Genomic DNA, 22447 nt, shown 5'->3' with positions numbered 1-22447 from the left:
ACCAATCACCAATGCTCCCATTCTGGTTCGCGGCAACTACTAGACTTCTTAAACTCAATATCGCAAGTATTAATGCTCCAGATATTATGTGGAATGTCGCAAGAGATATATAGTTCATCTTACGCTCGCACCTACTTGTTTCGCTCAAGTTCGTCATTAGTCTGAAGCTGAGGAGACCAGTTACCCTGATCATCAGTTAAAGTTAAATTGGTTGGAACCCGCGAGTTCGCTCCTGCAGCAGCACTTTCGATACCCCCGCCTAGCGTATCACCAGCGAGTTCTCCAGCACCAGCAACACTACCTTCCAAGACTGCCCCAACTAGTTTTCCCGGTGTTGAGTTTAATTGCCCGCTTCCTTTAGTAGACCCGACCACAGCACCGCGAATGGGAGCTACAGTCGTTTGCGCGCTTGCGTTTAGAGTTCCTCCAGTTGGCCCGGTAGCGGCAGATAAGGCGGTAGCAGGTAGATCAATTGAAAGATTTGCAAGGGCAGGATCACCAACAGCTACGTTTTCAGTGACTTGCCCTGTTAATTGACCGGCGACTGAAGCTGTGCCGGCAGTAGTTACAGCGAGAGCAGCCCCAGCATAACCAGAAGCTTGCGGAGCCACAAATCCAACTACGCCGCCAGCAACTGCTCCAGCAACGGTACCTTTCAGAGTGCCTGTTGATACATAGCCCCCAACAGCACCAGCTACAGCTCCATAGGCTGCACCAAATATCCCCCACTCCCCCGTCGGATCGATACTATTCACCGGATCATTGCCGACATACGCATACAGATTGAACTGGTCCTGATAGCCGATGGGGTCGGTTGAGAGGAAGCGGGCGGCGACCGGGTCGTAATAGCGGGCCTGCATATAGGTGAGGCCGGAGAGGTCGTCCTGGACGTGGCCGGTATAGCCGATATCATTATCGTTGGAGGCGTGGCGCATCGTCTTTCTGCTTGCCGAAATGGGAGGACTCCGCAGCCCCACCTTTGATTTTCAGCGGCGCACCGCCTCTAGCGAGTAAATGGCTGATGCTGCCGCCGGCCCATTCCTTATAGACCAGCCTTCCAGTGAGGGCGGAATAGCCATCTTCGCGGCTGCTCCCGCAGTGATCAATTGATCGTGTGGATCAAACGAAGGTGAAGAAGGCCCGTAAGGGCTGGTGCCATTTTAGGCCGAGTTTACAGCCAAGGGCGCCAAATTGGCGCCATATAAAAGATCGTATTTACAATGTTTTAGCTGCGATTTCGCCCCGCAGGGGAAACTCGCTTTATCTTGCCTAACAGGCCAATCCATCATCTGAGGCCTTCATAAGTGCTTCAACCTCTTTAAGAATGCTAAAAATTTCCTCGGTTTCGCTCGTGGACAACTGACGCTTCTGATCCAAACACACGGCGTTAATTTCTTCGAGCATAAAGTAAAAGTCATCAAGCTTTTCAATCGGCAAATCGCTGTTCATTCGCAGAGCATCTAACGCAAAAACAACACTTTGAAGCGTGCCTTGATCGCCCCGGAAGGCCTTCGACGTATTTCGCATTTGTTCGAATACAGGGTTCATACTTACTACTGCCTACCAGTTGTGATGACTGTAACTACACGACCTGATGCATCGTCAACAACGACACTCACACCATTGGTTCCATCCCGAAAAACGGAAGTTCCCGGGGTTCTTCCTGCTGAACGGGCACCCGTACCAATTGCGTTTTCTACCGCCGATGGAGGTATCCCACGACCCTGCATTTGATCGAATGCATGCCCTGAATAATCTCGACCGCCAACGCTTCCAGGTGCATTTGTCCCTGGCGTTACATCCATTGGACTTCCTCTGCGGCCAACGGGTGTCGAAGCAGGAATATCATCAATAGCTTTCTTTATTGGCTTAATTGCACCAAGCGGATTCATCCGCTCGGCACCTGCTTCAGCCACTCGGCCAGCGATCGCTGATGCTTCTTCTATAGGTGTATTTGGATCGGCCTCATGACCGTAAACCCCATTCGGGTCCCTTTGACCTTCGGGTACTACATCGACGCCAGCCGACTCCATCGCACCTTCGACCATTGGTTCGATCTTCGACGTCAACCAATCTTCGAACCCACATAGTATTCCGGAACCTGAATTTTCCTCTGAACACATCCCCGTCGGGTCCGTCATATTCACCGGATCATTGCCGACATAGGCGTAGAGATTGAACTGGTCCTGATAGCCGATGGGGTCGGTTGAGAGGAAGCGGGCGGCGACCGGGTCGTAATAACGGGCCTGCATATAGGTGAGGCCGGACAGGTCGTCCTGGACATGGCCGGTATAGCCGATGTCATTATCGTTGGAGGCGTGGCGCATCGTCTTCTCGCCATAGGGCGTATAGTGCTCACGCCATGCCAGCAGACCCGTGTACCAGGTCTGCGCCAGCGGCGTGCCCTGATGATCAAGGTGGGTATAGCGATGCGCCGTGCCATTCAGCAGGCGAAGCGTCAGCCCGCCGCCGGAGAGGTAATGGGTGATGTCACCGGCGGTCACCTCATCCTGGACAAGCGGCGTGCCGGTGAGCACGGAGTAGACCCAATAGGTCGTCTCACCATTGCGGACGGTTTTGACGCGCTTCAGATTGCCGTCATAGGTATGGGCTTCGCTGAGGCCTGTCGCCGTAATGGAGGTCGGCTGGTTGGCCGTGTCATAGGTGAACGCGTTGGGGCCGTTATCCGTGACATTGCCGCGTGCATCATAGGTCCAGGCCTGCGTGCCGCCACCCGCAGAGTCGGTGACCTGGCTGACACGGTTTTTCGCGGTGTCATAGGCCAGCTGACGGGCATTCAACGACTGGAAAAAGCTATGCCCGTTCCTGTACGGCGTGGCAGCGGTCCTGGCGCTCCCATCTGCGCCCCTGTGTCCGGTGTGTGGACGGGTGCAATTTCCGGGCGGTTCGGGCCCTGGGGCTGGTCATCAGCCCTGTGAGGCGACGCACAGGATGCCGAGGATGATGAGGCCGACGCCGATGGCGCCCTGGGGGGTTACACTCTCGCCAAAGATTGTGAGGCCTGCGATCACCGTGATGCCAATGCCGAGCGATACGAAGGGATAGGCGACCGACAGCGGCGTGCGGGCGAGCACGAGCAGCCATATGCCGACACTCAGGCCAAAGGACGCAAAGCCGAGCAGGATGCTGGGTGTCGTGGCAATCACTGTCAGTATGGACATCGGCTTTCCCGATTCGATCGCCGTCTTCACACCACTGGAGATCATGCCGGTCTTCAGCAGGATCTGGGCCGTTGCTGAGAGCGCGACGCTCGAAACGATCATCAATAGGTGCAGAAGGCTCATGAGGGTGTCTTTGTGTTGCAGAGGCCGTGGAGGTCCACTTTCAGGGCTTCATATTCTTCGGGCTCGAGAAGGAATTCATCCTTCGCGATTTCCCATGTCTGTAGCCGCTGAACCAGTTCGATATCGGCCATGCAGCCGGCGAGGTCAGTATATTGCTGCAAGCGCCGTTCATTATTCATGCCACCGAACACAATCACGGTGCAGGCGAGCGCCACTGAGGCCTGCCGCAGGGGGGCAAACCAGGCGCACGCCGCAACAATCACGACGAGCGGGAGGAAGTTCAGGGCGTAGAGAGATGTGACCTCGCCATAGATCGCATGCAGTGCGCTCTGGAAGAGGAGCATCAGTGAAATGCCGATCATGGGAAGGTGCATCTCCTTTCGCCGGACCGCGCCCCAGACCCCCATCAGGAAGAGCAGGACCCAGGCCGCCGCGGCGATGGGCGGCGCGATCTCTCCTTCCGGGAAGGTGGAATTCTGGTTGCTGGTCGTGATCCGCTGGAATTTCTCTGGCACCACATAGGCGGGCATGCCGACCACAGTGGTGACATAGATGCTTCGCAGGTTCGCGGACGGGCGCCAGCCTTCATGGTAGAGGCCTTCAGCTGCCAGCGAGGTCTGGAAGTACTGTGTCTCGCGGGTCAGCGTGTGGGGATTGAAGAACAGGACGGCCTTCTCGAAAATTGCGTTCTGGATCACGGCCAGGCAGACCACCAGCGCGAAGGATGAGACGGTGATGGCGACAAACTGCTTCAGGTTCAGTCGCACCGCCATGGCAATGAGCGCGAAAATCCAGTTGGTAATGAGAATGCCGAGCGTCAGTACGTTGACGAGGACCCACCAGCCCCAGTGCGCCTTGTTCACGCGGAACATCATGAACAGTGCGACCAGTATGGAGAGGCAGGAGAAAGGGTAGCTCTCGACGATACCGCTCCAGTGCATGAAGGCCGAAGACGCGATGAAGAGGAGGCTGAAGATGCCGACCAGTGGGCGCGGCAGGCCAAGCAGGCGGATGGTCAGGCTGAACATCGTCACATTGGCCGCCATTGCGGCCACGACCAGGACCTTCGCCGCCATCAGACTGTCCGCCCCGAGCGCCGTCAGCAAGGTTCCGAATGGAAAGAGCAGGATGGAGAAGAGCGGATGGACCGATGTGCGGTGGTGCGTCGTGTCGGTCGTCGTCACCATGTTTTCGGCATAGCGCGGCGCATCTGCCGTCATCCAGAGGTCGGCGATGGTATGCAGCTCCGGCACCCGGCCGGTCTGCGAGAAGGCCCAGATCGAGGCGAGCATACCGGCCAGGCCGAGGAGGAGGGCGAAGACAATGTCGGTGCGCACCAGCATCTGCCTCGACGACAGGATGGTCCTGTCGAAACGGTCCCAGAGCCCGGCAATACCGAGCCTGCCGAATGTCGCATCGAATAGTTTGTCGTACCGGTTCTGAACCGCACTGATCATGGTGTCACGATTCCACGCTTGAATTGGGGGCAGGGCGTTGCCGTTCATGGCTGGACGCCCACTTCGTCTGGAGTTGAGCCTGGCTGACAGAGGTTTTCCGTGTCGAAGTCCAGGGTCTGGTAGTCGGATGTTTCAGGCGGTTTGGCGTCCCGGATGAGGTCCCAGGTCTGGCCCTGGCGCACAAAGTCGATGTCCGAGAGGCAATCGCCGATGCTCACGGTTTCCTGCAGGCGGCGGACATTGTTGAGGCCGCCAAAGGCGATGACGAGGACGACCAGGCCCAGTCCGACATATCGATACGGCGCAAACCACGACATGCTCGCAAACAGGATGATCAGCGGCATGAAGCTCAGGCTGTAGAGGAAGGTCACTTCCCCATAGATGAGGTGGAGAATGGTCTGGGCGGTCAGCATCAGCGCCGCCCCGATCACGGGCAGACGAAGGCTGCTGCGCAGGATTGCGCCCCAGACCCCCATACCGAACAGCACGACCCAGGAAATGACGGCAATCACGGGAATGATTTCGCCTTCCCGGAATGCGGTGTTCTGGTTGGTGGTCGCAAGCCGCATATGGGTTTGTTGCTGAACCTCGACGGGCATGGCGACCACGGTAGTCACATACATGCTGCGCAGATTGGCGGCCGGTTGCCAGCCCTGCTCATAGGTGCCTTCGGCGGCCATATTGGTCTGGAAGTAGGCGGCTTCGCGCGTCAGCGTATGTGGATTGAAGAAGAGGGCAGCTTTTTCGAAACAGAGATTCTGGATGACGGCCAGCACGATGACGAGCGCGAAGGAGGAGACGGCGATGGCGATGAATGGCTTAAGCTTCAGGCGCACGGCCATTGCGACGAGGGCGATGACCCAGTTGGTGATCAGGACGCCGATGGTGAGAACGTTGACCAGGACCCACCATCCCCAATGGGGAGTGTTTACGCGCAGCATCATGAAAAGAGAGGTGACAACAGCGAAGCAGGAGAAGGGAAAGGTCTCCACGACCCCGCTCCAGTAGAGAAAGCTCGCCGTGGCGGTGAACAGCAGGGTGAAGGCGGCGCTGACAAATCGTGGCAGACCGACAAGCCGTGTCGTAAGACTGAACATGGCGGTGGTCGCCCCCATGACGATGACGACGAGCGTCTTGGCAGCGGTCAGCGGGGCGAGGCCCAGCGCGGTCAGCAGGGCGCCGAATGGATAGGTCAGGATTGAGAAGAGCGGATGGACGGATGTGCGGCCATGATCGCCGCCTGTCGTGACAATATTCTCTGCCACGCGCGCGGAGTCGGCGTGAATCCAGAGATTGAACATGGTGTGCAGTTCGGGGACACGATTGGTCTGCGAAAAGGCCCAGACTGACACTGCGCTGCCGACCACAGCGAAACAGAGCGCGATGAGGACGTCAGTCCGCACCAGCATCGGGCGCGTCGACAAGGCGTCCCGGTCGAAGCGATCCCACAGCCTGGCAATCCAGAGCCTGCCGATCGATGCATCGAATGTCTTGTCGTAGCGGGACCGGAGGGCGCTCAGCATTGTTTCACTCGACCTGTCTGGGACCTAGACGAAGGGAATATCGGCAATGGCCGCAAGCATGACCGCGCCGGCGGCGAGTATGGTCAGGCGGGAATTGCGATCCTTGAGGGCAAACACGATGGGGTCATCATGCATGTTGCGCCGGTGTGCCAGCATCAGGGCGCGCCCAAGCCAGTAGAGCAATAGCGGGCAGATCAGCAGCAGGAATTGCGGGTGTTCATAGACCGCGCGGACAGAGTCATCGGAGGCGTAAAGCGCGAAAACGGTCACGGCGTTGAAGCCAGATGCGGCGGCCAGCGTGGCAATGATGGGCAGATCCGTCTTGCGATAGTTCCGGTTGGTCGGGTCCGGAAGGTTGGCGTCGAAGCGATTGGCCAGTTCGGTATAGCGCTTGATCAGGGCGAGGCTGGCGAAGACAAAAACCGAAAAGGCGAGGAGCCATTCCGATACGACCGTCGAGATCGCGGCAGCGCCTGCGACCACGCGGATGGTGTAGAGGCCAGCCAGGGCCACCACGTCGACAAGCAGCTTGCGCTTCAGGTAGAATGTGTAGGCGGTGGTCAGCATGAGGTAACCGACCATGACGGCGAAGAAGACCGGATTGATGAACCAGGCACCGACAAGGGCAATTGCCAGCATGACTGGGACAGCGGTCACAGCCGAAAGGATCGGCAGGGTGCCGGCGGCGAGCGGCCGCTTTTTCTTGGTCGGGTGCTGGCGGTCCGCATCAATATCGACGGCATCGTTGACAATATAGATGGACGATGCGGTGAGGGAGAAGGTGGCGAAGGCCCCGAGCGCGAACAGGATCGACTGCGCGTCAAAGCTCTGCGAGCTCAGCAAGGGCACGAAGATCAGTCCGTTTTTCGCCCATTGGTGGACGCGCAGCATCTTGAGCCATGTCTTCAGGCGCGGCGGCATGTTGTCGACGCAATCGAACTCCTTGCCGCTCCTTTTCAACTTCGCCTTGACGCTGGAGGGTGCGTTGACGGCAATGGCCCTGCGTGCGTCCGACCAGACTTTAAGGTCGATCGCCTCATTGCCGATATAGTCAAAACCGTCTCGGCCAAACTGGTCGACCAGGAGCTTGCGCTTCCTCGAGCCAGACAGGTTCGTTTCTTCATTGGTCGCGAACCAGCCGGTAAAGGTGCCGAGATGGTCGGCAACAGCGCTTACATATTTTTCGTGCGATGCCGAAGCGAGATAGACCGGCCGGCCTTCGGCGCGGGCCTGTTCGATGATCGACACCACTTCTTCAGTGTAAGGCAGGTGTGGGATATCGATGTCCGACCTGGCTGCGATGAAGCTCTTCAGTCCGGCTTTGCCCTTTGAAAGAAGGACAAAAAACAGGGTGAAAACGAGATAGGGCTTGCGGCCCAGAAGTTCGAAGGCTGTTTCAACGAGGATATCCGACCGCATCAGAGTGCCGTCGAGGTCCACGATCAGCGGAACCTTGTCAGGTGTAGCGTACGGCTCGACTGCGCCGTCCGCCCGAACCATCGTCCCAGAGTCCATGACTTCTCCCAATTGTCGATCGGCCCCCACCGAAGTCGATTTAATATTACGATAACGCAATGCTTCTGCCGCACAAGCTGAATGTCGAGGGACTATAAATTGGGTAAGAATCGTTCGTCAGCCATTTTCCCATCTGGGAAGAAATTGCAAGTTGAAATACTTCGAGAAAATGATTTCGGTTCTTATGCACATGCTGCGATAATAATATGACTGCTCAGGCGTGTGGGGACCAAGCGCCTGAGCACAGTCCTTGCATTTGGCTCGGTGGATTTTTTGTGGGGAGACAATGTCCCAAAATTCGTCAGTAACAGAAATTCGGTCGCGCGCGACCAACAGAATACCTCTGCTTTCACTCGAGGAAAGTCTCGAGCTGGATCATGCCGAGGCGAACGGGCTGTTCGAGCGGCACCTGAACAAGTACCTGCTGCAGATCTGGAAGATCCTCGGCTATAGCGAGATGGACATCGTTTCGGCGAAAGGGTGCGAGATCTACCTGAAGGACGGTCGCACGCTGACCGATTTTTCGGCGGGGATCGGCATTCTCGGGCTAGGGCATAACCATCCGCGCATCATCGCAGCCGAGCGCATGTGCCATGACCGCAATGTGATCGACATGAACAAGCTCGCGCCGCACAAGCTGCAGGGCGCGCTGGCCTATAATATCGTGCAGTACCTGCCTGAGCCGCTCGACATGGCATATCTCGCTGTTTCCGGGTCGGAAGCCGTCGAGGCGGCAATGAAGCTCTGCGAGCGTATCCAGACGCCGAAGGGCAAGACGAAATTCATCTGCATGGAAGGCGCGTTCCACGGCAAGACACATGGCCCGCTTTCGGTGACCACAGCGCACACGTTCCAGAACGGTTTTCTCATGGGTGTGCCAAAAGAGAATGTCATCGCAGTGCCGTTTGGCGACATGGACGCGCTCAGGGCTGCTGTTCAAGCCGAAAGCGACGGCAAGCGTAACAATATCATCGCAATCATGGTCGAACCCATTCGCGGCGAGGCCTGCGAGGTTGCTCCGGAAGGGTACCTGACAGAGGTCGCCAGGTTCTGCCGCGAGAACGACATCCTGTCCTTCTTTGACGAAGTGAAGACCGGCATGGGCCGAACCGGCAAGTTCTGCGCGTTCCAGCACGAAGATGTCGTGCCGGACGTGACCACGCTCGCCAAGACACTTGGCGGCGGCAAACGCGAGATCGGTGCCATGGTCACCTCCCGCAAGCTCTGGGAAAAGGCCTATGGCAGCAAGGCCACCTGCACGCTTCACACATCAGGTTTTGGCGGCATGGGCGAAAGCTGCGCCGTCGCCATCGAGACGCTGAACGTCCTGCAGGACGAGGGCCTGATCGAGAATGCGGCCGCCATGGGCGACTATATGCGCAACGGGCTGCTGCGCCTGCAGGAAAAGCATCCAAAAACGATCGTGGAGGTGATGGGGAAGGGCCTGTTCCAGGCCATCCGTCTCAATTTTGGTCGCGACACGGTCTCCAAGCTCGTCGACATCTCCAGCAACCCGCTGTTCAAATCCTATGAAACAGTCCTGCTGGGTGGCGTCACGCGGGAATTGTTCGAGCATCACAACATCCTGGTACACTTTCAGCCAGGCGCGCGGGACATTCTTCACTTCATCCCGCCCCTGATCATCGAAGAGAGGCAGATTGACCTTCTGCTCGATGCCCTCGACCAGATTTTCGAGCGTGGACTCGCCGATTCAACGGTGAAGTTTGTGGCGAAAAACATCAAGCAAGTCTTCGCCCATGACTAAGCCTCCGGGCGGAGCGGGGCTGTGATTGAAAACCTCATCATTGGGTCCAGCTTCGCCGCTTACGCCGCTGCACAGGCTTTAAGCCGTGAAGGGGCCGACTTCGAAGTCATTGACGTCGCCTACGACCTGGAGTCGGAGATTGCCGAAGATGTGGCCGGTCTTGCCAGGACGCCGCCTGCGCAATGGGATGCGCAGACGACCGAACGCCTGTTTCCGCCGCCTGAGGCCTCCACACGCGGGGTGAAGCGGCGAACCCTGTTCGGTTCAACCTTTCCCTATCGCATCCCCAAGCCGTTTTCGGTCCGCACGGAGGATTGCGAGACTGAATTTTCGCATGCGCTGGGTGGCTTCGGCAATGTCTGGGGCAGCGCGATGCTGCCCTATGATGCCTCGGAAATTGCAAGGTGGCCGGTTTCGCCGGAGGAAATGGCGCGTTCTTACCGCAATGTGCTCGACTATGCGCCGATCAGCGCTGAACACGACACTCTCGCCGAGACATATCCGCTGTACACGGATGACCCGTCCGCACTGAAGCGTTCGCAGCAGACGGAAACATTGCTCGGCGCGTTCGAGCGGCGCAGGAGCGCGCTGGCCAGACGCGGCGCGACATTTGGCCGGGCCCGTGTGGCGGTGAACGTGTCACAGGGAGAGACAGGATGCCGGTATTGCGGGAGATGCCTGGATGGTTGCGCCTATGGGGCCATCTTCAATCCGGGACAGGCCTGGTCGTCCATTCCGGGGTTTGAGGCCGGCGTGGCAAGCGAGCGGTTTCATCGTGGCTTCTATGCACTCGAATTCAAGGAAATGGCCGACTGCGTAAACGTCACGGCCATAGATGTGCGCAGCGGCGCGGTCCGGACGTGGCGGGCGCGGCGGCTTTTCCTCGGCCTCGGTCATGTCGGCACGACGCGGATGATCGCGCGTTCGCTGAACCGGATCGGCGAACGCATTCGCACGCTCGATACACAATACTATTTCTTTCCGCTGTTATCCTATGCCGGGCGGAAACTGGAGCAGATCGAGTACACGCTCGCCGAGGCCTTCCTTGAGGTGAGCAATGACAAGATCAGTCCGCACAAGCAGCATATGCAGGTCTACGGGCTAAATCCCATCTTTGTGAAAATGCTGCGGGAGGAGTCGCGTGGGCTGGTGCCCTTGTCGCCGCTATTCAAGCGCTTCTATGTGTTCCAAGGCTATCTTCATTCCGACGATTCCGGAAGCGTTGATATCGAGATCGCGTCGTCCGGCCCCGCGCATGACGACATCATCGTCCGGGGGCGACAGAACCCGAACGCCATCCGTGTTGCGAGAAAGATGCAGGCGCTTGTTCGTCATTCGATGTTGCCCTTTGGTATCGCGCCGCCCCTGGGGCTGTCGCTCGTACCGCCCGGTCGCAGCTTTCACGCGGGCGGCAGCTTCCCGATGGGTGGGGAGCATCCTGTCTATTCCAGCGACGCACTGGGGCGCCCAAGCGGACTGAAGCGCGTGCACATTGTCGATCCGGCGAGTTTTCCGACCATTCCCAGCTCCACCATCAGCTTTTCAATCATGGCAAATGCTGATCGCGTGGCGCGTGCGTCGCTGGCGGCGGCGCGAAACGCGCAGGCTGCCTGAGCCCGACAATATCCTCGCTGATCGGCGAGGGAAAACGCCAGCGAAATGGCCGCAGACGCCCATTCTCTGCGAGTCTTCCACACTTTTTCGTCCGTCAACTCTCGTAAAAGGAAGTGTAATCGTCAAAATTGCACGCTAGGGGAGTAACGGCTTCTCAATTTTTGGGGCCGTATGGAGGGCTGCATGAAGAGTCATCGATTTGCCTTGCAGGCGATCTGCACCGGCCTTTTGGGTCTTTCCGCAACCGGACTCGCGTCGGCGCAGGGCGACATGGAGATCAGTGTCGCCGGTTCGGTGCCCCTGAATTGCGTTGTCGCGCAGGTCACGCGGGTCGAGCATGCCGCCGGATCGGTCGTCACCGTCGCAACCAATTGCAACGCTCCCGGATTTCGCATCGAGTTTGACGGCGTGCCGGGGCTTTACCTGTCTGCTGCCCGCCCGGGGCAGAATGCTGGGGCGACTGTCACGGTCTTTTCCGATGCCGTGGAACTGAACCCCACCAGCCCGGATTTCCAGATCATTGACGTGGACTTCAACAACACGCTTGCAGAGCTCGACAGCCTCACCGTCGACGTCGTGCCGAGCTAATCCTGGCCGCCTCAGTCCGTTGTAAAACTGAGCGTCAGAATGTCGGCATATTCGCCGGCAACCGGCGTACCAATGTCGCCGAGCCGCAAGCTGACCGACCCTAAACTGTTGCCCGACCTCTGGCTGTCGAGCAGGACTTCCTGCGTCCCTTCGGTTGAGATTGGCCGACCATTGATGAAGGCCGAATAGGGAATGGCATAGGTTGCCGGGCCCGGCAGGCGCGTCAAAGCGGGACACGACCTGGCCGTCGACGAGCACGGTTACTTCGCTGGCGCGGTTCAGCTCGAAGGAGCGCTGGCCGAGCGGCCGAAGGACGCGCGTTGGCTGAAGCTCGCGATAGGACTTCGTGACGCCGACACCAAGGAAATCCCCTTCGCCCGCAAGGCCGGAGAGCGGCGCGAAGAGCGTGCCGGCTTCAAACCTCAGACGACGGAGACCGGCAGGTTCGAGACGGGACAACCGGCTATGGCGTTCTGGCGGGACCGTCGGCTGGCATGGAGATAATCGCGGCCACCGACTGGACGAAATGTTCCAGAATTCGCGTTGTCGACCAGGTCGAATGGGGGCGCGCTTGAGAGTGCCAACCGTATCCGATTCAGCTTTCTCCTGCACGCGTGCCATAGGGAAGGCTTGCAATTTCCCCGATCCTTGGTCCGCCGTGGGCAGGCTTGAGGTCCGCGCGTCTGCGTCGACGAGCTGAAATCAAATGTCGGCGCTAATCGCTCTCGGATGACACTTCCGCAGCGAAAGCGATGCGGAGGGCGGCGGAGAGGCTGTTGACGGCCAGTTTTTCCATCAGGTTGGCGCGGTGAATTTCCACTGTGCGCGGAGAGATGTCGAGCGTGTTGGCAATGGCCTTGTTGGTCAGGCCGTCGACGAGGCCCTTGAGAACATCCATTTCGCGCGGAGAGAGCTTCGCCAGGCGCTTTTCCGCTTCAGCCTTGTGCAGCGCGACGCGCGCCGCGCTGTCGAGCTGGCTGAAGGCTTCCGACAGGGCGTCGAGCAGGACCTGCTTTTCATAAGGCTTTTCGACGAAGTTCACGGCGCCGGACTTCATGGCCTGAACAGCAACCGACACATCGCCATGGCCGGTCAACACGACGACGGGCATTTCGCAGCCGCGCGCATTGAGCTCTTTCTGGACGGCGAGACCGTTCATGTGCGGCATCTGTACGTCGAGCAGGATCGCGCCCTGTTCGAGCGTGGCGAGGTCTGCCAGGAAGGCGACGCCGTCCTTGTGGGTCTGCACCCGGTAGCCTGCGAGGCGCAGCATGAAGCTCGCCGAATGACGGATCGCCTCATCATCATCGACGAGGTGGACGAGAGGTTTCTCAGATTCGCTCATGCAGCGGTTTCAGCACGTTCCAGCGTGAAAACAAAGCGGGTGCCGGTCGCGCCTGCAGGCATCGCCTCGATGGTCCCGCCATGGGCCTCGATGATTGTCTTGCAGATGGAGAGGCCGAGGCCCATGCCTGTCGCCTTGGAGCTGGCGAGCGGCTTGAACAAATGTTCGGCGATCTCGCGGTCGAGACCGGGGCCGTTATCCTCAATCGCGACCATGACAAGACCGCCGCTTGCGGGCGCTGCCTGTATCGAGACGCGCGGTTTCTCCTGCCCGGCCATGGCTTCGAAGGCGTTGCGGACGATATTGATGACGACCTGCTGGATCTGGATCGGGTCGACCATGACGTCGGCAATGTCTTCGGTGACGCGCACATCGATCTCGGACGTGGTGAGGCTCATCTCCGTCTGGACGAGTGCGACGGCATCACCGAGCAGCGGAACGAGCGGCACAGGCCGCTTCTCGACCTCGCCGCGGGAGACGTAATCGCGCAGCTTGCGGACGATCTGGCCGGCGCGCACAGACTGTTTGGCCGCCTCGTCCAGTGCCTCCTGCACCATCGCCATGGATTCGGCATCCGGCGTGTCGAGCAGGTCGCGGGCAGCTTCGAGGTAATTGGTGACGACGGTGAGCGGCTGGTTGAGCTCATGTGCGAGCGCCGAAGCCATCGTACCGACCGAGCTCAGCCGCGAGAAATGCACGAGCTCGGCCTGCAGGGCCTTCATCCGCGATTCGTTTCGCCGCTGCTCGGTCAGGTCCCTCATGAAAGCCGTGAACAGGTAATGATCGCCAATCTTCGCTTCGCCGATCTTGAGATCGATGGGAAACAGCGTGCCGTCCTTGCGCCGCGCGGTGACGGTGCGGCCGATACCGATGATCTTGGCGCGGTGGGTCTTGAGATAGTGGGCGATGTACTGGTCGTGATCGTCCCTGTCGGCCGGACCCATAAGCAGGCTGACATTCTTGCCAAGCACGTCAGCAGCGTCATAGCCGAACAGCTTCTCGGAAGCCTCGCTGAACGCGGTGATGAGGCCGACATCATTGATGACGACCATGGCATCCGGCACCGATCGAAGGATCGAGCGGAAGTGCTGGTGGAGGGCATCAATGTCCATCTCCGCCATGTCGAATATCTGGTCCCGTTGCGTCAGCGCGCGCTCCATCCATTCCCGATTGGGAGGATTGGAGCATGCAGCGCAGGAAGGTCAATAAGGTAATCAAGACTGCGAAGCCCTGTCGCGGGCCGGCGCGCGCAGGCGTGGAAGGACATTCACGAATGGGCCGAGCGCCATCAGGGCAAGACCTGCGACAAGGGCAGGGCAGGCCGGGCAGTGCCAGCTGAACAGGGCGGCAGCCGGTGCATCCCGGCCACCGGACAGGCACCAGGTCGATTGCAGCAGCTCGGCGTGCGCATGGTGCTCCAGAACGGTCGGCAGGGCGAGGGCGGCAATGGCCAGTCCAGTCGCGAAAACAGCCAGTCGGTACATGTGAATCTCCTCTGGATATGCCGGATGTAAGCCACAGTGCGACAGGCTGGCCCATACGTAAGACCCCGTATTCAGCGCCGCGGCGCACTCAAATATTCCTCCCCTCATCGATCTGAGGGGCCGCGTGCCCAGCCGGATGGCTGTTGCAACGGCGAGAGAAGAGGGGATCTGAAACGTGAGCAGTCTCGCACTCAAAAGAGGCGGAGCCGATCAGAGTACATGGATTGTTTCAGGCATTGTCGGCCTGTTCGCCATCCTGTCTCTCTACATCGCGGCGAACGCGACTGACCGGATGATGGGCGTGCATGCCCTGATGTTCCTGGCGGCAACGATTGTCTGGCTCGTCGCGACGGGAATGTGGGCTGGCAAGCTCGGCACGCGCGATCCGTTCGATGAGACGAAATACGAAGACACGCTGGTCAAGATGGGCGTATTCGCCTCCATGTTCTGGGCGATCGCCGGCTTCCTGGTCGGCATTCTCATCGCCTGCCAGCTGACCTGGCCGAACCTCTTCTATTTCGAGGAATGGGGCTGGACGAATTTCGGACGCCTGCGTCCGCTGCACACCTCAGCGGTGATCTTTGCGTTCGGTGGGAACGTGCTGCTGGCGACCAGTTTCTACGTTGTCCAGCGCACCACGCGGGCGCGACTGTTTGGCGGCATGCTCCCCTGGTTTGTCTATTGGGGGTACCAGCTCTTCATCCTGATTGCCGGCACCGGCTATCTGATGGGGATCACCCAGTCGAAGGAATATGCCGAGCCTGAATGGTATGCCGATCTCTGGCTGACCATTGTCTGGGTCGCCTATCTGCTCGTTTTCCTGGGCACGCTCTGGAAGCGGAAAGAGCCGCACATCTATGTGGCTAACTGGTTCTATCTGTCCTTCATCGTGACAATTGCGATGCTGCACATCGTCAACAATCTTTCGCTGCCGGTGAACCTCGCTTCGTCGAAGAGCTACCAGCTCTTCTCGGGCGTGCAGGATGCGCTGACGCAGTGGTGGTATGGCCACAATGCCGTCGGCTTCTTCCTGACGACCGGCTTCCTCGCCATCATGTATTACTTCATCCCGAAACGGGTGAACCGGCCGGTCTATTCCTACCGGCTCTCCATCGTGCACTTCTGGTCGCTGATCTTCATCTATATCTGGGCCGGCCCGCACCACCTTCACTACACCGCGTTGCCACAATGGGCGCAGACCCTCGGCATGACCTTCTCGATCATGCTGTGGATGCCGAGCTGGGGCGGGATGATCAATGGCGTGATGACCCTGTCAGGCGCCTGGGACAAGCTGCGCACCGACCCTGTCGTCCGGATGATGGTCGTTTCGCTCGCCTTCTATGGCATGTCGACCTTTGAGGGGCCGCTCATGTCGGTGCGGGCGGTGAACTCGCTCAGCCACTATACTGAATGGGGGATCGGTCACGTGCATTCTGGCGCGCTCGGCTGGGTTGGCTTCATCTCCTTCGGCGCGCTCTACTGTCTCGCCCAGTGGCTGTGGAAGCGCAAAAGCCTCTACTCCGTCGCACTCGTCGAGTGGCATTTCTGGCTCGCGACCATCGGCATCGTCTTCTACATGGTGTCGATGTGGTTCGCCGGGATCACCGAAGGCCTGATGTGGCGCGCCTATAATGAGTTCGGCTTCCTCGAATACAGCTTCGTGGAGACCGTCGAAGCCAAGCATATCAGCTACATCATCCGCATGGCCGGGGGCCTGCTCTACTTCGCCGGCGCCGTGATCATGTTCTACAATCTGGTCCGCACCGCCCTCGGGCATGAGCGGATCAATCAGCCAGACAGCGCGCCCGCGGCCAGCAATCCGCCCGCCGCTGCTGCCCTCCAACCTGCCGAATAGGAGCTCGTGAGATGGGACTCATGAACAATCACGGTGTGCTCGAGCGTCACTCGCTCCTGCTCACCATCGGTATCCTGATCACGGTCTCGATTGGCGGGATCATCCAGATGGCGCCGCTCTTCTACATGGAGAACACCATCGAGAAGGTTGAGGGGATGCGCCCCTATACGCCGCTCGAAGTGGCAGGCCGCAACATCTACATTCGCGAGGGTTGTTATGTCTGCCACTCGCAGATGGTGCGCCCGCTGCGCGACGAGGTGGAACGCTATGGCCATTACTCGCTGGCGGCGGAGTCGATGTATGACCACCCGTTCCAGTGGGGGTCGAAACGGACCGGGCCGGATCTCGCGCGCGTTGGCGGCAAGTATTCTGACGAGTGGCATGTCGACCATCTGATCGATCCGCGCGCCCTGGTACCGGAATCGATCATGCCGCCCTACGCCTTCCTGGCAGAGAAAAAGCTCGACTTCGATCATATCGGCGATGACCTCAAGGCGCTGCGCATGGTCGGTGTTCCGTATACCGATGAAATGATCGAGAACGCGGAGATGGACCTGCGCGCCCAGGTCGATCCGGACATCTATTTCGACGAGCAGGACGCGCTGGTGGCCCGATACACCGAGGCCGCAGGGCGTGAAGGCACGGTCCAGATCCGGGACTATGACATGGACCCTGACCGCATCACCGAGATGGATGCACTCGTCGCCTACCTTCAGATGACCGGCACGCTGGTGGATTTCTCCACTTATGAAGCCGGCGACCTCATGAACCGGAGATAGCCATGTACGAGATGCTTTCCAGCTTCGCGCAGACAGGCGGGCTTATCTATTTCGTCGCGATCTTCGCTGTCGTGCTGGCCTATGCGCTGTGGCCCCGCAACCAGAGACGGTTCGACGAGGCTGCCAATCTTCCCCTTACAGACCGGGAGCCCGGAGATGAGTGATCACACCAAGGATATCGATCAGCCGACCGGGGTCGAAACCACCGGCCATGAATGGGACGGCATCAAGGAGCTGAACAATCCGCTGCCGCGCTGGTGGCTGTATATCTGGTACGCCACCATTGCGATCTCGCTGGTCTACATGGTGGTGATGCCGGCCATTCCGGCGCTGCCCGGGCTTGGCACCAATACGCGGGGGATCAGCAACCACTCCGACCGAGATGTTGTCGCCGCGCAGATCGCAGAGCTGCGGACAGAGCGCATGGCGGCTGGCTCGGCGCTTGTCGAGGCGAGCCTCGAAGAGATCGAGACCGACCGCACCCTGCAACAGTTTGCGATGGCGGCGGGCGAGAGCGCCTTTGGCGATAATTGCGCGACCTGTCATGGCGCGGGTGGTCGCGGGGCGAAGGGCTATCCGACGCTGGCCGACGATGTCTGGCTGTGGGACGGCACGCTGGATGGCATCGAGTACACACTGCGCCACGGCATCCGGCATGAGGACGATGTCGACACGCGATTTTCGCTCATGCCGGCCTTTGGCAAGGACCGCCTGCTCACCAGCGCGCAGATCGATGATGTGGTCGCGCACGTCATGACGATAGCGGGCAAGGAAGCGCATGATGCGGCAAGTGCGGCACGCGGGGCGGAGACGTTCGCATCGCAATGCGCCAGCTGTCACGGCGTTGATGGCACAGGTGATCGCACGCTCGGCGCGCCAGATCTCACCGACCATGAGTGGCTGTTCGGCGGCTCTGAGAGGGAGATCTACACGACCGTCTACAATGCGCGGAACGCTCACATGCCGGCCTGGGGCGGTCGCCTCGACGATGCAACGATCAAGTCGCTGGCGGTCTATGTCCACTCGCTTGGTGGCGGCGAATAAGGCGCCGCGTCATGAGCCGCATTACCCTCATCTCTTCAAAGTCGCCGCCGCCGCCCCCTCCGGCGCAGGATCTCTATTCCAGGCGCAAGCAGGTCTACCCGAAGCTCGCTCATGGCAAGTTCCGGACGGTAAAGTGGGCGGCGATGGCGGTGGCGCTCTGCATCTACTACCTGATCCCCTGGCTGCGCTGGGAGAGAGGAGAGGGCGCGCCGAACCAGGCTGTGCTAGCGGATTTTGCAGGGGAGCGGTTCTTCTTCTTCGGCATCGAGATCTGGCCGCAGGAGGCGTACTACCTTGCCGGCCTGATGATCCTGGCGGCGGTTGGCCTGTTCCTCGTGACGTCGCTGTTCGGGCGGGTCTGGTGCGGCTATGCCTGTCCGCAGACTGTGTGGACGGATCTCTACATCTGGGTGGAGCGGGCGTTCGAAGGCGACCGCGCCAAGCGGATGCGGCTCGACAGGGCACCCTGGAGTGTCGGAAAGGCTGCGCGCAAGATCGGCAAGCATAGTGTGTGGCTGATCATCGCTTTCCTGACGGGCGGGGCGTTCATCCTCTACTTCCATGACGCGCAGATGATCGCGCAGACCTTCTTCATTGGCGAAGCGCCGCTCTCGGCCTACTGGTTTGCTGGCGTGCTGACCTTCACGACCTATGCGCTTGCCGGGACGATGCGCGAGCAGGTCTGCACCTATCTCTGCCCGTGGCCACGTATTCAGGCCGCGCTGACCGATGAGGACGCGCTCAACGTCACCTATCGCTATGACCGCGGCGAGCCGCGCGGGCCGCACCGCAAGGGTGAGAGCTGGGATGGGCGGGGCGACTGTATCGACTGCAAGCAGTGTGTTCAGGTTTGTCCTGTCGGTATCGATATCCGCGACGGGCCGCAGCTTGAATGCATCCATTGCGCGCTCTGTATCGATGCGTGCGATGACATGATGAAAAAGATCGGGCGGCCGACGGGCCTGATCGCCTATGATACCGATACGGCGGTCGCCTGCCGTGCAAGCGGGCAGAAGGCCAGGTATCGGCTCATCCGCCCACGGACTATACTCTATACCGTGCTGATGGTCGGCATTGCCGGTCTGATGGCGTTCGGCCTCTTCAATCGCGGGACATTCGAAATCAATGTGCTCAAGGACCGCTCGCCGCCTTACATTGAGCTGTCGAATGGTGACATCCGCAATGGCTATGCCCTGAAGCTCGTCAACAAGTCTGGCGAGACACGTGACCTCGCTGTCGAAACGCTTGGGATAGACGGGCTGGAGCTGGAAGTTGTCGGCCTTGAGCGCGGCGCTGATGGCGAGCTTGTCCTGCCGGTCGCAGCGAATGGTGTGGATCGCTACCGGCTCCTCGTAACAGTACCTAGTGCCAGCGCAAATGGCCGCCGGTATTTTACGCTCGTCCTGACGGATGTCGCTTCCGGCGAGGTCCACACAAATCGCACCAGCTTCATGGCACCGGGAGACTGATCATGGCCGCAGCGCAATACAGGCAAGGGCCGGACGCCAAGCTGAAAGGCTGGCACGTCCTCCTCATCATGCTTGGCTTCTTCGGTGTGATGTTCGCGGTGAATGGCGTGTTTCTCTATTCCGCGATTACAAGCTTTCCCGGCGAGGACGTCAAAAAGAGCTATGTCCAGGGGCTCGATTACAATGCGACGCTGGAAGCGCGCCGTGCGCAGGCCGAAGCCGGCTGGACGGTGCGGGCCGGTGTCGAAGGTGGCAGGCTGGTCGTTGAACTGGCATCCGAAGCCGCCCCGAACGTGTCGACGCTGGACGTCGAGGCGACGCTGCGCCGGGCTGTGACGGATACGGATGATGTCGTGCTCACGCTACAGCGGGCGGGCAGCACAGGACGGTATGAGGCCGAACTGCCTGCGCTGGACAGCGGCCGCTGGGAGATACTGATCGATGCGCGCAGGGCCGATGGCACACCGGCGGCGACGGCGCGCAAGGAGATCGTGCTGAGATGACACTGGCGGGGCCGATAGAGCAAGGCTGCCCGAGTGGGCTCGCGCCAGTTGGCCAAGGGGCGAGCGGGGATGTCGGCGCTTTCGTTGTGCAGAAGGGCGGCGAGAAGTCTCTCTCCCTTTCTGTGCGCGGGGCAAAATGTGCCGGTTGCCTGTCGAAGATCGAAGGCGCGGTGAACGCACTGCCGGGCGTGCGGCAGGCCCGGCTAAACCTCTCGAATGGCCGAATGGAAGTGAAATGGACGGGCGATCTTGACGCCAACCGGATTGCCCGGACCGTCACGGATCTTGGCTATGGTGCCGCGCCGTTCGATCCGGATACGGGCGATGCGGCCGCGAAGGCGGAAGAGCGCAGCTTGCTGATCGCCATGGCTGTTGCCGCATTCGCGGCGGCGAACGTCATGCTGCTGTCCGTCTCTGTCTGGTCAGGCCATGGGGAGATGGGCGAGACGACGCGCCGCATCATGCATGCGATCTCCGGCGCGATTGCCCTGCCGGCAGCGCTGTTTTCAGGCCGTGTCTTCTTCCGCTCGGCCTGGAGCGTGCTGAAAAAGGGCCATGCCAACATGGACGTGCCAATATCGCTGGCCGTGATCCTCGCCCTCAGCGTCAGCGTGCATGAGACGATCCGCGGCGGGGAGCATGCCTATTTCGACGCCACGGTCATGCTGCTCTTCTTCTTGTTGATCGGCCGTTTCCTCGATGCGAGATTACGTCGGCGGACGCACGCTGCTGCACATGAACTGGCAGCCCTGCAGGCTCGCTCCGCGACACGGATTGGCGTGGATGGGACGACGCAGTCCGTCCGCGCAAGCGACATCGCACCCGGCGACACGATCCTGGTTGCACCGGGCGAGCGCGTGCTGGTCGATCTTGAGGTCATCGAAGGTGTCAGCGAGGCTGATGAGAGCATGGTGAGCGGCGAAAGCCTGCCGCAGGCCGTGGCGCCAGGCGTGCGCCTCTATGCAGGCGCGGTAAACCTTTCGCAGCCGCTCAGGGGGCGCGCGCTTGGCAGCGCTGAAAACTCTCTCCTGTCCGACATCGCCCGCATGCTGGAAGCGGGCGAACAGCGCCGCTCGGCCTATCGACGGATCGCGGACAAGGCTGTCTCGCTTTACGTCCCGCTCGTCCATACGACGGCGGCGCTGACTTTCATCGGCTGGGTGCTTGCCGGGGCGGGCGTGCGCGAGGCGCTGATGATTGCCGTCTCGACACTGATCATCACCTGCCCGTGCGCGCTGGCCCTTGCCGCGCCCGTGGTTCAGGTCGTCACATCCGAGCGGCTGTTCAGGAGAGGCGTGTTCCTGAAGTCCGGCGACGCGCTGGAGCGGCTCGCAGAATGTGATCATGTCGTCTTCGACAAGACCGGCACCTTGACACTTGGAGAACCGCAGCTCGTGCGTACTGATGACGATGACGACGCCATTGCCCGAGCCGCGCGGCTGGCCAGGGCCTCTCGCCATCCACTCTCCCGTGCGGTTGTGGCGGCAGCAGGGGCGGGGCAGGTGGCGGCCGGTGTAAGGGAACATCCAGGGCTTGGCCTTGAGGCGGACATTGATGGTGTCGTCTGTAGACTTGGCTCGGCTGAGTGGGTCGGCGCGGAAGAGGTCCGGGGCGAGAGCCGGTTGCGCCTCTGGTATGTCGAAGGCGATTCCGAGCCCCGCAGATTTGCCTTCGAAGACGCGCTGCGGCCGGGAGCCGGCAAGCTCGCCGAAGCGCTGAAGAAACGCGGGGCCGGCCTCGAAATCCTGTCCGGCGACAGTGAGGGCGCCGTTGCGGATATCGCCTGGCAGCTCGGCATCAGTGACTGGCGCGCCGGCGCGAGCCCGGCCAGCAAGGTTGCCCGTCTGGAAGAGCTGCGCGAGGAAGGCTGCAAGGTTCTGATGATCGGGGATGGCCTGAATGATGCGGCCTCCCTCTCCCTTGCCCACGCATCGCTCGCGCCGGGTGGTGCGATGGATGTCAGCCAGTCGGCAAGCGATGCGGTCTATACCGGTGCGGGCCTTGACGCGATCGAGGGGGTCATCGACGCGGCGCGCGGCGCAAAAATCCGTATGCTGCAGAATTTTGCGCTGGCAGCAGGCTATAATGTGATCGCAGTCCCGATTGCGGTGGCAGGCTTCGCAACACCGCTGGTCGCGGCGATTGCCATGTCAGCCTCGTCGCTGATTGTGACGCTGAACGCGCTCCGGCCAGGTCGATAG

The 22447-nt window shown here is 60.2% G+C and carries 21 protein-coding genes; 10 read left to right on the top strand and 11 right to left on the bottom strand.

Translation table 11 applies throughout. The features are described 5' to 3' along the window. Nucleotides 1–131: 131 nt before the first annotated feature. The 7 genes from B8746_RS16500 to B8746_RS16470 all read right to left on the bottom strand — a co-directional run bounded on the left by B8746_RS16500 (nucleotide 132) and on the right by B8746_RS16470 (nucleotide 7800). Nucleotides 132–935, bottom strand: coding sequence for an RHS repeat-associated core domain-containing protein (locus B8746_RS16500; protein WP_084394813.1), 804 nt, complete (start codon nucleotides 933–935; stop codon nucleotides 132–134). Between the two features lie 334 nt (nucleotides 936–1269). Next, complete coding sequence (locus B8746_RS16495; RefSeq protein WP_143434635.1) at nucleotides 1270–1548, bottom strand: hypothetical protein; 279 nt, start codon at nucleotides 1546–1548, stop codon at nucleotides 1270–1272. A gap of 5 nt (nucleotides 1549–1553) precedes the next feature. After that, the gene (locus tag B8746_RS16490) at nucleotides 1554–2801 is read right to left on the bottom strand and encodes an RHS repeat-associated core domain-containing protein (RefSeq protein WP_084394811.1); all 1248 of its coding nucleotides are present in this window, start codon (nucleotides 2799–2801) and stop codon (nucleotides 1554–1556) included. 126 nt (nucleotides 2802–2927) lie between these two features. Further along, nucleotides 2928–3305, bottom strand: a complete 378-nt coding sequence (locus tag B8746_RS16485) for a DMT family transporter (RefSeq protein WP_084394810.1) — start codon at nucleotides 3303–3305, stop codon at nucleotides 2928–2930. After that, a complete protein-coding gene (locus tag B8746_RS16480; RefSeq protein ID WP_084394809.1) occupies nucleotides 3302–4762 on the bottom strand; it encodes a hypothetical protein in 1461 nt (486 codons plus the stop codon). Before B8746_RS16480 ends, B8746_RS16485 begins: the two co-directional genes overlap by 4 nt. Before the next feature lie 44 nt (nucleotides 4763–4806). Continuing rightward, a complete protein-coding gene (locus tag B8746_RS16475; RefSeq protein WP_084394808.1) occupies nucleotides 4807–6285 on the bottom strand; it encodes a hypothetical protein in 1479 nt (492 codons plus the stop codon). Between the two features lie 24 nt (nucleotides 6286–6309). After that, entirely contained in the window at nucleotides 6310–7800 is a 1491-nt protein-coding gene (locus B8746_RS16470; protein ID WP_198943756.1) for a UbiA family prenyltransferase, read from the bottom strand. A gap of 286 nt (nucleotides 7801–8086) precedes the next feature. On the opposite strand from B8746_RS16470, the gene B8746_RS16465 reads away from it, so the two are divergent. The 3 genes from B8746_RS16465 to B8746_RS16455 all read left to right on the top strand — a co-directional run bounded on the left by B8746_RS16465 (nucleotide 8087) and on the right by B8746_RS16455 (nucleotide 11767). Continuing rightward, complete coding sequence (locus B8746_RS16465; RefSeq protein WP_084394807.1) at nucleotides 8087–9565, top strand: aspartate aminotransferase family protein; 1479 nt, start codon at nucleotides 8087–8089, stop codon at nucleotides 9563–9565. Between the two features lie 21 nt (nucleotides 9566–9586). Continuing rightward, complete coding sequence (locus B8746_RS16460) at nucleotides 9587–11179, top strand: hypothetical protein (RefSeq protein WP_084394806.1); 1593 nt, start codon at nucleotides 9587–9589, stop codon at nucleotides 11177–11179. Nucleotides 11180–11362: 183 nt separating this feature from the next. Next, on the top strand, nucleotides 11363–11767 hold the full coding sequence (locus B8746_RS16455; protein ID WP_084394805.1) for a hypothetical protein: 405 nt from the start codon (nucleotides 11363–11365) through the stop codon (nucleotides 11765–11767). Between the two features lie 11 nt (nucleotides 11768–11778). Here B8746_RS16455 and B8746_RS16450 read toward each other — a convergent pair whose 3' ends face one another. The 4 genes from B8746_RS16450 to B8746_RS16435 all read right to left on the bottom strand — a co-directional run bounded on the left by B8746_RS16450 (nucleotide 11779) and on the right by B8746_RS16435 (nucleotide 14596). Continuing rightward, a complete protein-coding gene (locus tag B8746_RS16450; protein WP_084394804.1) occupies nucleotides 11779–11994 on the bottom strand; it encodes a hypothetical protein in 216 nt (71 codons plus the stop codon). 488 nt (nucleotides 11995–12482) lie between these two features. Beyond that, nucleotides 12483–13112: a response regulator transcription factor gene (locus tag B8746_RS16445; RefSeq protein WP_084394803.1), complete on the bottom strand. Its 630-nt coding sequence runs from the start codon at nucleotides 13110–13112 to the stop codon at nucleotides 12483–12485. Beyond that, entirely contained in the window at nucleotides 13109–14272 is a 1164-nt protein-coding gene (locus B8746_RS16440; RefSeq protein WP_084394802.1) for a PAS domain-containing sensor histidine kinase, read from the bottom strand. The genes B8746_RS16445 and B8746_RS16440 overlap by 4 nt, the downstream gene beginning before the upstream one ends. A 54-nt stretch (nucleotides 14273–14326) precedes the next feature. Further along, a complete protein-coding gene (locus tag B8746_RS16435; protein ID WP_084394801.1) occupies nucleotides 14327–14596 on the bottom strand; it encodes a hypothetical protein in 270 nt (89 codons plus the stop codon). Nucleotides 14597–14951: 355 nt separating this feature from the next. On the opposite strand from B8746_RS16435, the gene ccoN reads away from it, so the two are divergent. Genes ccoN through B8746_RS16400 form a run of 7 tightly spaced genes read left to right on the top strand, consistent with a single transcriptional unit; the run spans nucleotide 14952 to nucleotide 22447 of the window. After that, complete coding sequence (ccoN, locus tag B8746_RS16430) at nucleotides 14952–16451, top strand: cytochrome-c oxidase, cbb3-type subunit I (RefSeq protein ID WP_308421857.1); 1500 nt, start codon at nucleotides 14952–14954, stop codon at nucleotides 16449–16451. Between the two features lie 11 nt (nucleotides 16452–16462). Beyond that, entirely contained in the window at nucleotides 16463–17230 is a 768-nt protein-coding gene (ccoO, locus tag B8746_RS16425) for a cytochrome-c oxidase, cbb3-type subunit II (protein ID WP_084394800.1), read from the top strand. Between the two features lie 2 nt (nucleotides 17231–17232). Then, nucleotides 17233–17394: a cbb3-type cytochrome c oxidase subunit 3 gene (locus tag B8746_RS16420; RefSeq protein WP_084394799.1), complete on the top strand. Its 162-nt coding sequence runs from the start codon at nucleotides 17233–17235 to the stop codon at nucleotides 17392–17394. Then, entirely contained in the window at nucleotides 17387–18274 is an 888-nt protein-coding gene (gene ccoP, locus B8746_RS16415) for a cytochrome-c oxidase, cbb3-type subunit III (RefSeq protein WP_084394798.1), read from the top strand. Before B8746_RS16420 ends, ccoP begins: the two co-directional genes overlap by 8 nt. Nucleotides 18275–18285: 11 nt before the next feature. Then, nucleotides 18286–19743, top strand: a complete 1458-nt coding sequence (gene ccoG / locus B8746_RS16410) for a cytochrome c oxidase accessory protein CcoG (protein ID WP_084394797.1) — start codon at nucleotides 18286–18288, stop codon at nucleotides 19741–19743. A 2-nt stretch (nucleotides 19744–19745) separates the two neighbouring features. Then, nucleotides 19746–20246 (top strand): FixH family protein, encoded by a 501-nt coding sequence (locus B8746_RS16405; protein ID WP_084394796.1) that lies wholly within the window; start codon nucleotides 19746–19748, stop codon nucleotides 20244–20246. Beyond that, complete coding sequence (locus B8746_RS16400; RefSeq protein ID WP_084394795.1) at nucleotides 20243–22447, top strand: heavy metal translocating P-type ATPase; 2205 nt, start codon at nucleotides 20243–20245, stop codon at nucleotides 22445–22447. The genes B8746_RS16405 and B8746_RS16400 overlap by 4 nt, the downstream gene beginning before the upstream one ends.

Origin of the sequence: Henriciella pelagia (genome assembly GCF_002088945.1) — a bacterium.
GTDB classification, from domain to species: domain Bacteria; phylum Pseudomonadota; class Alphaproteobacteria; order Caulobacterales; family Hyphomonadaceae; genus Henriciella; species Henriciella pelagia.
The sequence above is the reverse complement of the archived record's forward strand: the minus strand, read 5'-3'. Positions and strand labels throughout refer to the sequence as shown.